This is a genomic window from Brachyspira hampsonii, from assembly GCF_001746205.1.
In the GTDB taxonomy this organism is placed as follows: domain Bacteria; phylum Spirochaetota; class Brachyspiria; order Brachyspirales; family Brachyspiraceae; genus Brachyspira; species Brachyspira hampsonii_B.
In genome coordinates this window covers 23,298-35,222 of record NZ_MDCO01000012.1, presented here as the reverse complement: position 1 = coordinate 35,222, position 11,925 = coordinate 23,298, and the positions used below count along the sequence as shown (strand labels likewise).

At 27.3% G+C, this 11,925-nt stretch carries 11 protein-coding genes; 4 read left to right on the top strand and 7 right to left on the bottom strand.

Annotated elements, in window-relative coordinates:
- Nucleotides 1–49: 49 nt before the first annotated feature.
- From hydE to BFL38_RS09145, 6 genes are all read right to left on the bottom strand, one after another.
- A complete protein-coding gene (hydE, locus tag BFL38_RS09170; RefSeq protein ID WP_069726779.1) occupies nt 50–1,171 on the bottom strand; it encodes a [FeFe] hydrogenase H-cluster radical SAM maturase HydE in 1,122 nt (373 codons plus the stop codon).
- 105 nt (nt 1,172–1,276) lie between these two features.
- On the bottom strand, nt 1,277–2,152 hold the full coding sequence (locus BFL38_RS09165) for an Rpn family recombination-promoting nuclease/putative transposase (protein ID WP_069726778.1): 876 nt from the start codon (nt 2,150–2,152) through the stop codon (nt 1,277–1,279).
- Between the two features lie 124 nt (nt 2,153–2,276).
- Nucleotides 2,277–3,461, bottom strand: a complete 1,185-nt coding sequence (hydF, locus tag BFL38_RS09160; RefSeq protein ID WP_069726777.1) for a [FeFe] hydrogenase H-cluster maturation GTPase HydF — start codon at nt 3,459–3,461, stop codon at nt 2,277–2,279.
- A gap of 176 nt (nt 3,462–3,637) precedes the next feature.
- Nucleotides 3,638–5,062 carry a [FeFe] hydrogenase H-cluster radical SAM maturase HydG gene (hydG, locus tag BFL38_RS09155; protein ID WP_069726776.1) on the bottom strand — a complete coding sequence of 475 codons (1,425 nt, stop codon included), beginning with the start codon at nt 5,060–5,062 and terminating at the stop codon, nt 3,638–3,640.
- A 37-nt stretch (nt 5,063–5,099) separates the two neighbouring features.
- The gene (locus BFL38_RS09150) at nt 5,100–5,351 is read right to left on the bottom strand and encodes a TM1266 family iron-only hydrogenase system putative regulator (RefSeq protein ID WP_069726775.1); all 252 of its coding nucleotides are present in this window, start codon (nt 5,349–5,351) and stop codon (nt 5,100–5,102) included.
- 133 nt (nt 5,352–5,484) lie between these two features.
- Nucleotides 5,485–7,311: a methyl-accepting chemotaxis protein gene (locus BFL38_RS09145; RefSeq protein ID WP_069726774.1), complete on the bottom strand. Its 1,827-nt coding sequence runs from the start codon at nt 7,309–7,311 to the stop codon at nt 5,485–5,487.
- A 308-nt stretch (nt 7,312–7,619) separates the two neighbouring features.
- Here BFL38_RS09145 and BFL38_RS09140 point away from each other — a divergent pair, with 308 nt between their 5' ends.
- The 4 genes from BFL38_RS09140 to BFL38_RS09125 all read left to right on the top strand — a co-directional run bounded on the left by BFL38_RS09140 (nt 7,620) and on the right by BFL38_RS09125 (nt 10,979).
- The gene (locus BFL38_RS09140; RefSeq protein ID WP_069726773.1) at nt 7,620–8,207 is read left to right on the top strand and encodes a hypothetical protein; all 588 of its coding nucleotides are present in this window, start codon (nt 7,620–7,622) and stop codon (nt 8,205–8,207) included.
- A 47-nt stretch (nt 8,208–8,254) separates the two neighbouring features.
- Nucleotides 8,255–8,785 (top strand): RNA 2',3'-cyclic phosphodiesterase, encoded by a 531-nt coding sequence (gene thpR, locus BFL38_RS09135; RefSeq protein ID WP_069726772.1) that lies wholly within the window; start codon nt 8,255–8,257, stop codon nt 8,783–8,785.
- Between the two features lie 116 nt (nt 8,786–8,901).
- Nucleotides 8,902–10,359, top strand: a complete 1,458-nt coding sequence (locus tag BFL38_RS09130; RefSeq protein ID WP_069726771.1) for a B12-binding domain-containing radical SAM protein — start codon at nt 8,902–8,904, stop codon at nt 10,357–10,359.
- A gap of 62 nt (nt 10,360–10,421) precedes the next feature.
- A complete protein-coding gene (locus BFL38_RS09125; protein ID WP_069726770.1) occupies nt 10,422–10,979 on the top strand; it encodes a carboxymuconolactone decarboxylase family protein in 558 nt (185 codons plus the stop codon).
- Between the two features lie 94 nt (nt 10,980–11,073).
- Here BFL38_RS09125 and BFL38_RS09120 read toward each other — a convergent pair whose 3' ends face one another.
- On the bottom strand, nt 11,074–11,589 hold the full coding sequence (locus BFL38_RS09120; RefSeq protein WP_069726769.1) for a ferritin: 516 nt from the start codon (nt 11,587–11,589) through the stop codon (nt 11,074–11,076).
- Nucleotides 11,590–11,925: the final 336 nt, after the last annotated feature.

Genomic DNA, 11,925 nt, shown 5'->3' with positions numbered 1-11,925 from the left:
ATATAATAGCTTACATGTAAATATATAATTTTGTTTTTTATATATATATTTAAGCATGTCTATTAATATCAAAATCGCCTCTCATACCTGTAAGAATATATCCGATTTTCTCCATATTTTTTCTAAGACTTTCAACACCTTCAGCAGATTCAGTTCCTGTAGCTATTTTATCATTATACAATAAATATTTTTTTCTAACATCCATAGGTGATAAATTAGGCATAACAACATTAGATCCATGAAGTATACCCATTTCTCGTCCGCCTTCTTTTATAGTGCCTAATGCTGTAGTAGCTGGTATCAATGCTAAAGGAAAAATTAAACGAAGTATACTGATAAGTATTAAAGTAAGTTCTAATTCTCCTTTTTTTTCATTAGAAAAAGGGGTGTCTTTATGAGGCAAAAATGGTCCTATACCTATCATCTCTGGTTTTATCTCCTGCATAAATACTAAATCATCAGCTATATTTTCTAAAGTCTGATAAGGACTTCCAACCATAATACCTGTACCTGTTTGAAATCCTAACTTTTTCAAATTCCTTAAACATTCTTTTCTATTATCCAAACTCATGTCCATTGGATGAAGTTTTGAATAATGAGTATTATCAGATGTTTCATGCCTTAATAAAAATCTATTAGCACCTTTTTCTTTTAATACTTTATAATACTCCTTTTCTTTCTCGCCTATTGACAATGTTAATGCACAGTCTGGGAATTTAGTTTTTATTGCCTCTACTATATCAGACATTATATTTATATTATAATAAGGATCTTCTCCGCCTTGCAAAACAAAAGTTCTAAATCCTATCTCATAACCAAGCTCACAGCAGGATAATATATCTTCTTTGCTCAATCTATATCTTTCAGCATTTTTATTACTCTTTCTTATACCGCAGTATATACAGTCATTTTTGCAGTAATTAGTAAACTCTATAAGCCCACGCATAAAGACATACTTACCAAATATTTTATCTGCCTTTTCCCTAGCTTTTACTCTAAGATATTCTTTTAACTCTTTTATGCTCTCTTCTTCTTTCTGAGTTAATTGTTTTTTATTAATATTATTATCATACTCAAAAGATGATAATAACACTAAAGCATCATCATAATATATGCTCTCTTCTTTATCTATTTTGTTAATAATTTCTTTTGCTTCGTTTATATCAATCAAATTTATATTCCTCTACACACTAAAATATAATAAACTTTTATTAAGAATAAAATATACATTAAAACAAAAAATATAATCTATGTAAATAGCTTTAGAAAATATTTATTAAAGTTCTTCTATTTCTTTTATACTAAGTCCTGTAATATCACTTATCAGTGATACATCTATATTTTTATTTTTCATATTTTTTGCAGTTAATATTTGATTTTCTTTTATACCTTTCTCTATACCTTTCTCTATACCTTTTTTGAAGCCTTCTTCAATACCTAATCTTCTTTCTTCTTCTAACATTATCTGATTACCATATAAATAAGCCTCTCTTTTATCATATTCATTCATCATCAATCTATCTTTAATAAAGTTATTGTATCTTCTTTGCACCTCTTCCATTATAGGTTTTTCTTTAACTAACTCAGACATAATTACCTCCCTATTATCTTTTTTTATAGTGAAAAATTTAAGCCAACAATCTAAATCTTTATTTAATAAATTGTTTTTAAATTTTTTGAGTTCAATTATATGTATCTGCAAATGGTCTGTTAACAATCTTTTATTATTAGTATCATAAATCATATAGCAGGAATGTATACAGTCATTATCATCTAAATTAAAATTAAGCAAATTTATGCTAATAACTGGAGTTAAAGCATCATACTTCTCACCCTGCTTTAATAGCTTGCTGTAATTGGAAGCCCAATAATATAATATTCTTTCTGGAAATCTCGAGTTTCCTTGAAGCTGAATCTCTATTATAACAACTGTACCATTTTGTGTAATGCATTTTACATCTACAATGGTTTCCTTATCTTCATAGTTTTCCTTATAATTAAATGTAGTAAGTATTTCCACACTTCTAAAAGTTTTCATATTAGAATCAAGCATTGTTGAATTAATAAAATCAAGTAATATCAAATTGCTGTCTTTAGATGAGAATAAATATCTCACAAAATAATCATTCAAAACATTAATATCTCTTCTCATAATATTATTATACTAAAATAAATATAAATGTAAAGTTATAAATAAAAACATCATTGAATATAAAAAATACATGCTATTTTTATTAATGAATTATTTTACTATATTATATTTTATTCAATTTAAATTAAATATATTTCACACCATTAATTTTTGCTATAGTCATGCCATAATTAGTTATAGGTACATTCTGTTCTTCACATATCCTTATTCTATTTAAAATATGCTTTCTAGTACCCATACAACCTCCGCAATGTATTACCAAATCATATTTAGACAAATCATCTGGAAAATCATTGCCTGCTGCATAATCAATATCAAAATCAAAACCAAATTTCTTTTTTAAAAGATTAGGTATTTTTACTCTTCCAATATCACCATCCAAAGGAACATGAGTACAGCTTTCTGCAATTAATAATTTGCTGTCTTTTGTAAGATTATCTATGAAGTCAGCACCTCTTTTGTATACTTCTTCATTTCCTTTGTATCTTGCAAAAAGCACTGAAAATGATGTTAAAAGACTTTCCTCTGGTTTTAACTTCTCTACTTCTTTGAAAACTTGAGAATCTGTTATTATAACTTTAGGAGGCTTGCTTAATGCTTTAAGAGCTTTTTCAAACTTATCAAAAGTAGAAGCTATAATTACAGCTTTATTGTCTAAGATATCTCTTATAGTTTGAACCTGAGGAAGTATAAGACGCCCCTTTGGTGCTTGAATATCCTGAGGCATAACGAGCATTACAATATCATCTTCTTTAATTATATGTCCTGTTATACTGATTTCTTCTGTTTTTGGAATGGCTGATTTTATAGCTTCTATTAGATTATCAATATTAAATCTGTTATTTGCACTAATAGAAATAACTTCTAAATCGAACATTTCTTTTATATTCTGCTCTATATTTTTATAATTATCGTTTAAATCTAGTTTGTTTAATACAGCTATAACAGGTATCTCTAAACCAACAAGCTCATTTTTCCATTTTAATTCAAGCAAATAATCATTATTAACAAAAGAAGCATCAAATACAAGCAAAGCAATATCAGCAGACTCCATAATTTTTCTAGTTTTATGTATTCTTAAAGCTCCAAGCTCACCCTCATCATCAAAACCAGCAGTATCAACTATAGCACATGCTCCTATACCATTTATCTCTATAGCTTTTTTAACAGGGTCGGTAGTAGTCCCTGCCGTATCAGAAACTATTGCTACATCTTGATTTGCAATTGCATTGATGATACTAGATTTGCCTGCATTTCTTCTTCCAAATATTGCAATATGCGTTCTGTTAGAATTTGGTGTAGTATTCATATTTTATTCCATTTTACTTATATCAATAATTAATAACATTCAAAAAAATTGTTTGATTCTTATCTCTAAATATAACAAATAAAATAAACCGAGCAAACAAAATTATATTTTTTGCTCGGTAAAATAAATCGTTCATAAATTAAATCAATAATTTATACCTCAATATATAAAATTAATTAAAATTTGAAATCTCTTCTTCCATCATCTATGCCTTTTAAAGCGTCAACCAATCTTGATTTTACCTTTTCATTAGGTACTCTCTCTATTTCATTAGCCATAACTTTATCTATAGATTTTCTAGTTTCTTCTTCGGCATAGTCATTTTCATATTCTTTTAAAGTTATTATAGCATTAGCCTGACAGAAATTCTTTATTTGTCCGCTCTTAGCAAAAGCCATAAACCTGTCTCCTGTTCGTCCTTCTCTGTAGCAAGCAGTACAGAAACTAGGTAAATAACCTATATCAGAAAGCCATTTTATAATATCATCAAGAGAACGGTTATCAGATATTTCAAACTGTTTTGAATTTTCTTCTTCCTCTTCAACATATCCTCCAACACTTGTTCTTGAGCCTCCGCTTATTTGAGAAACTCCAACCTCTAATGCCTCCTCTCTTGATTTTTGGCTTTCTCTTGTAGAAACTATTATACCGGTATAAGGAACAGCAATTCTTAAAACTGCAACTATTTTTTTGAATAAACTATCAACTATAGCATTAGGGAAACTTTTAACATCAACATCATCAGCAGGTCTTATTCTAGGAACACTTATAGTATGAGGTCCGCAGCCAAAAGTATCTTCTAAATGTTTAGCATGATAAAGCATAGCAGTAAAATCATATTTATAATCATAAAGCCCAAATAATACTCCTATACCTACATCATCAATACCACCCTCCATAGCTCTGTCCATTGCCTCAGTATGATATTCATAATTGCTTTTAGGTCCGCTTGGGTGAACTTTTTCATAAGTAGGTTTATGATAAGTTTCTTGGAATAATACATAAGTACCAATTCCTGCATCTTTTAACTTTTTATAATTTTCAACTGTAGTAGCAGCAATATTAACATTAACCCTTCTAATAGCTCCGTTTTTATGTTTAATGCTGTATATTGTTTTTATAGACTCTAGCAAATATTCCATACTAGCATAATCTGGATCTTCTCCTGTTTCTAATGCAAGCCTTTTATGCCCCATATCCTGCAATGCTATAACTTCAGCTCTAATCTCATCCTGACTTAACTGTTTTCTTGCTATATGGCTATTTTTAGCATGATAGGGACAGTAAACACAGCCGTTTATACAATAATTAGATAAATAAAGCGGAGCAAATAAAACTATTCTTTTACCGTATATTTCTAATTTAATTTTCTTTGCTATTTCAAACATCTCATTTTCAGCATCTTTATCATTGCAAAGAAGTAAAGCCAATGCTTCTTTAGGTTCAAGCCCTTTCATCAAACTCGCTTTATCTAATATTTCTCTGATATTATAATTACCGCTTTCTACTTCAGATATTGTTTTTAGAATTTCCTCATCATTTATAAACTCATTTGCATTTCTTGATTTAGAATCATATTTGAATAAAGTTTCTAAAGACATAAAATATACTCCTATTTATAATTAAACTGTTTAGGTATTACTTTTTACTAGCATAAAGAGCTTTAGCAGAAACACCTTCAATCATGCCAAGTTTACCTGTCAAACTATTAATTTTATCGATAGGAGCATTTAATACTATGCTTATGATACTTATATTTTCTTCTCTGTAAGGTATACCCATTCTTCCTATAACAAAATCGCTGTAGCTATGAAGAATTTCATTCACCTTTGCTGCAGCATTGGTGTCTTCAATTATTATACCTATAACAGCAATTCTATTATTTTCCATAAACTAACAAAGTAAGATAAATATAATTAAAAAATCTATTCCTTTATGATAAACATTAACAGTTATTCATTTAGGCTATTTTATTATAAAACTAAAAATTATTTTGTAAATAGTTTTTATTAATTTTTTATAATCATTTTTCTATACTGAAGAAACTAACAACATTCTGAAGTTCTTTAGCATCATTATAAAGAGATATAGAAGCGGCTGTAGACTCTTCTACCAAAGCAGCATTTTCCTGAGTAATAGAATCCATTTCCATAACAGCCTTATTAACCTGAGCTACTCCAGACTGCTGTTCTAAAGCAGCTGAACTTATATCTTTTATAATATTGGTCGTATTTTCTATTTGATCTTTTATTGATATAAATAATTGTTCCTGACTCTCTACAATTTCATTAGCTTTATTAATTTTTTCATATACCTGATTAATCAATTCTGTAATATCTTTAGCCGAAGTCTGACTATTCTGAGCTAAACTTCTAACCTCGCTTGCTACAACAGCAAAACCTTTACCCTGATCTCCTGCACGTGCTGCTTCTACTGCGGCATTAAGTGCTAAGATATTAGTCTGAAAAGCGATTCCTTCTATAACTTTTATTATATCTTTAATTTTTTCACTGTCATTATTAACTTCGTTCATACTTTTTACTGTTTCTGATACCACTGAAGATGCATTTTCTATAGCTTCCTTACAACTGTTCATAATATCATTGCCTTTTACAGAATTATTAGTAGCCATTGATATTGCTGAAGATATTTCTTCCATAGAAGAAGCTGTCTCTTCAAGATTGGCTGCTGTATTTTCTGCTTTTGTAGCTAAATTCTTATTTCCAGAAGCAAGTGCATTAGCTGCCTGAGACATCTTATCAGCATTATGCAAAGTAGTTTCTATTACTTCTATTAGCTTATATTTCATGTTATGGAAAGAATGTGATAATTCTCCAATCTCATCTTTTCTATTCATTTTTCTTCCATGCATAATAAGTTTTCCATGCTCTATTTCTTTAGCCTCCTCAACTACAATATTAAGAGGTTTTATAATACTTCTAGTAAATAAGAATACAACTAAAGTCATAAGAAGCATAGATATTATAGCTATAATTATACTTGTTATAATTATAGATTTATTAATTTCATAAATTTCATCTTTATCCATAGCATAAGCAACTACCCAAGGCTGAGAAGTCATTTTTTTATAAAAACCTTCTCTAACTCCATATTTTAACTTTCCAGATACAGATGAGCTTTGCATAATATTATTATATTCACTTGGAGCCTGTTTATTTATTTCCGTAGGATCTGTATCCATTACTACTATAGATTTATTATTAACAATTACTATTCTTCCTGTTCTTCCTAATTGCACATTACTAAAATATGCATCATATATAGACATTATTTTTATAATAGATACTAAATAACCTATTAATTGATCATTATAGTCAAGTATTCTTACCCCCAAAGATATTGTAAGATCCCCTGTAGCAGCTGATTTAACAATATCCTCTCCAAAAGCTACTGCCTCTCCTGCTAATAACTTATTCATCATAGTAGGTCTTAAATCCATAAAATTTCTTCCTAATAACTGAGGATTTCTATCAAAAACTATGACACCTCTTGTATCCATTATAGATATGTTTTCTATAAAATTATTATTTTCTACAAATGAAGTTACATCTAAATAAACATTATTACTATAAGCAGCAGCATTTGAAAAGAAATTCTTAATATTTGCTCCGCTTGTATATGATTTATTAAGCATAACCTGAGCATTTAATATAGAATCAAACAAATTGGCGTATCCACCAACAGTATTCTCAAAACCTGTATTAGTGCTTTCAGTTATTCCTTTATTTGAAAAGTATACTGAAACAGATAATAAAAAACCTAACATCAATATAGACATTAAACTAATAACTACAGGAAGTTTAAAAGACAAACTGTGTATTTTATTCATAATTTACTCCTAAAATCATTTTTACATAGAAAATGTTGAATCGCATAAAAATGAAATCTAACATATTTTAGTATAATAAAAAAAATACTAGTGTCAATAAATTAAAATAATTTTTATATGCTGCATAAATAAATATGATTAATTTAATTTTATTAAAAATTCTAAATTATTTCAGAGGTATAGAAATTAAATATTATTTTAAGTAATTTTAATTTTTTATAGAATTTAAAATATTGATACAATAAATATTGACAAATAAAGGCTTATAGGGTATAACTTCACCTATTATAATTTTGGGGTTTATATCTATGTTAAGATTGGCTGTAATATTTGTGATTTTATTTTCTTTTAATCTTTATTCTCAAAATATTAATGATAAACCAATGAAAATAAATAAAAATTACTTCACTGATGATGGAAATTTAAAAAACAATAAAGATTTATCAGTTTATGCTATTAGAAAAATTAGATTTACTGATAATTCATCTTATGAGATGATAATATTAAAAAATAATAATTGGTATTATTACAGTTTATTTCAAATAGAACAAAATAATAAATATAATTATATTGGAACTATTGCTTTTAAAAGCTTTAATCTAAATACAGAAGGGCTTATAGGAAATATAGTTTATAAAGATAATTTCTTCACTATAGAACATAATATTATGCTAAATCTAAAAATGTATATAACATTCAAATATAATGATGATAAAAAAATATATTTGGACAAAGCTAGTATGATTGTAGAACTTGCTGATAATAGTGCTGAAGCAAATACTAATGAATCAAAAACAACCTCCAAGCAAGTTAATGGAAATGTAGTGCCTAATAAAATTTTATATAAAGATGTTACAATGGATATGATAACTAAACTATTAAGCCTTGATATATAAAAATAAATAAAACAAATATAAATAATTAAACATAGAGCTGTAATAGTATGAGAGCATTTTTAGCATTGAAATTAAACAAAGAAATTAAAAATAAGTATTCTAATATACTTAATATAAATGAAAAAACAGCGGAATTAAAAAGAGTATCAAAAGATAAAATGCATATAACATTAGTATTTTTTGACAATATAAAAGAAGAACAAATAGAATTAATAAAAAAAGAAGTAATAAACTCTTCTCCTGCCCCATTTAATATAAACTTTGAAAATATTTCATACTTCACAAATAAATTCAAAGATATTAATGTCATATTTATAAAAGCGGTAAGCAAAGAATTAGAAAACTATGTAAAAACTTTAAGAGAAAAATTAGATAATATAAAAAATCTTAAATATGACAAAAAAGATTTTAGATCTCATCTCACTTTAGCTAGAGTAAAGAGAGTTTATGATAATGAGAAATTAAAAGAAAATATTGATGAAATAGAATTTACAGCTTCATCTTTTTTATCTAATTCTATAACTTTATATTCAAGCGACTTTCACAATTATACAGAAATTTTCACTATCAATTTTTAATTATATAATTAAATCAATCATTTACATTTTTATTAATTAAAGTATAATCTAAAAATAAACATAATAAATAATTTTTTAATAAGATACAAAATTAGATTATAAAGGTAAATTAATTTATGAATAAAATAAATAAAATATATATAGGTTATCCTCCATTTGAAAGCGACAGAGGAGTAGCATTATTATCACAGAACAGACAATTTCAATGGTTCAAAAGCCCAACATATATTTATCCTGTAGTACCAGCTACTGCAGCAACTATGATAAAAAATGCAGGCTATGAAGTTGACTTTGTTGATGCTATTGCTAGAAATATGACAACAGAACAATGGTATAAATATTTAGATGAAAAGACACCAGATTTATTGTTTTTTGAGGTAAAAACTCCTGTTATATACAAGGCATGGAAAATAGCTGATGATTTAAAAGCTAAATACCCAAATATGATAATAGTTATTGCTGGAGATCATGTTACTGCGATGCCGGAAGAGACTATGAATAACTGTAAGATAGATTATTTATTAATGGGAGGGGATTATGATTTTCTTCTTTTAAACTTAATAGAATATCTTAATGGAAAAGCACAGTTAGAAAAAGGCATATACTACAGAGAAAATAATAATATAAAAAATACAGGATTTTTTGAATTAAGGCATGATTTAAAAAGCCTTCCATTTATAGACAGAGATTTAACCCAGTGGAAAAGATATGCTTATGATAATGGAAACTTCAAAAGAATACCGGGCACTTATATAATGGCTGGAAGAGACTGCTGGCATCATAGATGTACTTTCTGCTCTTGGACTGGAATATATACTAATTTCCGTGCCAGAACTGCTGAAAATGTTGTTGATGAGGTGGAGTTTCTTTATAATAAATATAATATAAGAGAGATAATGGACGATACAGGCTGCTTTCCTGTAAAAAAATGGCTTAATGATTTTTGTAATTTTATGATAGATAAAAAACTAAATAAAAAAGTTAATATAGACTGCAATATGCGTTTTGGGGCTTGTAATGAAGATGAATACAGACTTATGAAAAAGGCTGGATTTAGATTTTTATTATTTGGTTTGGAATCAGCAAGTCAAAATACATTAGACATACTGAAAAAAGGAAATAAGGTTGAAGAAATCCTTCCGTCTTGTAAGGCGGCATCAGATGCTGGGCTTTCTCCTCATATTACAGTAATGCTAGGTTATCCTTGGGAAACTGAAGAAGATATTGAAAAAACTTATGAACTTACTAAAAAACTTCTTCTTAAAGGTTATGCTAAAACTATGCAGGCTACAATAATAATTCCGTATCCGGGTACTGAATTATTCAATCAATGTAAAAAAGAAAATTGGCTTACTACAGAAAATTGGGAAGATTATGATATGCGCAGTGCTATAATGAAGACCGATGTTGGCGAAGAAAAAATAAAAGAATGGGTACAAAAACTTTATAATCTTAGCTTTACTCCGCAGTTTTTAATGCATAAAGTATTATCAATTAGGGATTTAGATGATATAAAATATTATTTGAGAGCATTTAAAAAAGTTTCAAAAGGGCATTTAAAAGACTTTGAATAATTTCGTTTTTATTATAAAATATATAGAATTATTAATCATAAATTTAAATTAAGGAGTTATTTATGGCTAGAGTGAAATTCATGGAATATGAAGAAGCAACAGGTAAAGTAAAAGAAGCTTTCGATTATCAATTAAAAAAAAGCGGCAATGTTACAAATATGAAAAAAGCATTATTAAATGACTACGCTACTTATGAAGCATTTATGGGTTGGTATGTTTCATTCGACAGATTAGTAGAGGTAGTTGGAAAAAGAGCAGCTATGATATTGGCTCATTCTGTTTCTACTACTAACGGATGTATGCTTTGTTCTTTATTCTTTATCAGAGATTTAAAAGCTATAGGGGATGATCCTAAAAATCTTAAACTTGATGAAAAAGAACAATTATTATCACAATTAGGTATGCAGATGGTAAAAGATCCTAATGGTGTAACTGATGAACTTATGAATAATCTTAAAAAACATTTCAATGATTCTGAAATAGTTACTATAGTTGGTTTTGCTGCTCAGATGATGGCTACTAACAATTTTAATGCTGTATTAAAAATAGATTTAGATGAATCTTTGGTGCCTATACAAGGCGAGTTTGAAAAAGAAACTTGGAGAACAAAAAATAATTAATATTTAATTATCTATAAAATAAAAACAAGGGGAATAATTCTCCTTGTTTTTTATACCCATCTCATAATTTATGAAATGGGTACTAAATCAGAGATTATGAATTATGTTCTTCTGCATCCAAATTGCCTACGAACTTATCAAAAGTATAAAGATTTCTTCCCTCTAAATCTCCTAATATTTTTATTTTCTTTATAATATCATTAAATAATTCTTCTTCTTCAAGCTGCTCTTCAACAAACCATTCTAAAAACTTCAATGTAACATAATCTTTGCTATCCATTGCTATACCTACTAATTTATTAATGCAGGAAGTAATATACTCTTCATGCTTAATCACTTTTTCAAATAACTCTGCAACAGAATTAAAATTATATTCAGGAGCTTTCATCTCTCCCATTATAGCTTGTCCGCCTGCTTTATTGATATATTCTCTGAATTTTTCCAAATGCGTATGCTCTTCTGCTGAATGATTATATAGGAATTTGCTGCATCCTTTAAGCCCCTGCTTTTCGCACCATCCAGCCATATTAAAATATAAATTAGCTGAATAATGCTCTAAATTTAAATGTTCATTTAATAATTTTACTGTTTCTTCTTTTATTATGGACATAATAAACTCCTTTTTAGATTGAACTAACATTAGTTTATAATACTCTAACATTTTTAACAATGGATTTTTAGTATGTTAATATACTAATATCATACTTTTTAATAAAATATTAATGTATTATAAAACATATATAACAATTATATTTAAATTATAATTTAAATATAAATATTTTAGCAATTAATTAAACTACTCATCAAATGCCAAGAATTAGAATTTTCTTAACCTCATTATAGATATAATTTAATCGAATATTTTTTAATTATATAACACTTTTAGCCGCCAAATTTATTTTATAATAAAAAAATATAAAAAAATACTTGATTTTTTATCATTCTG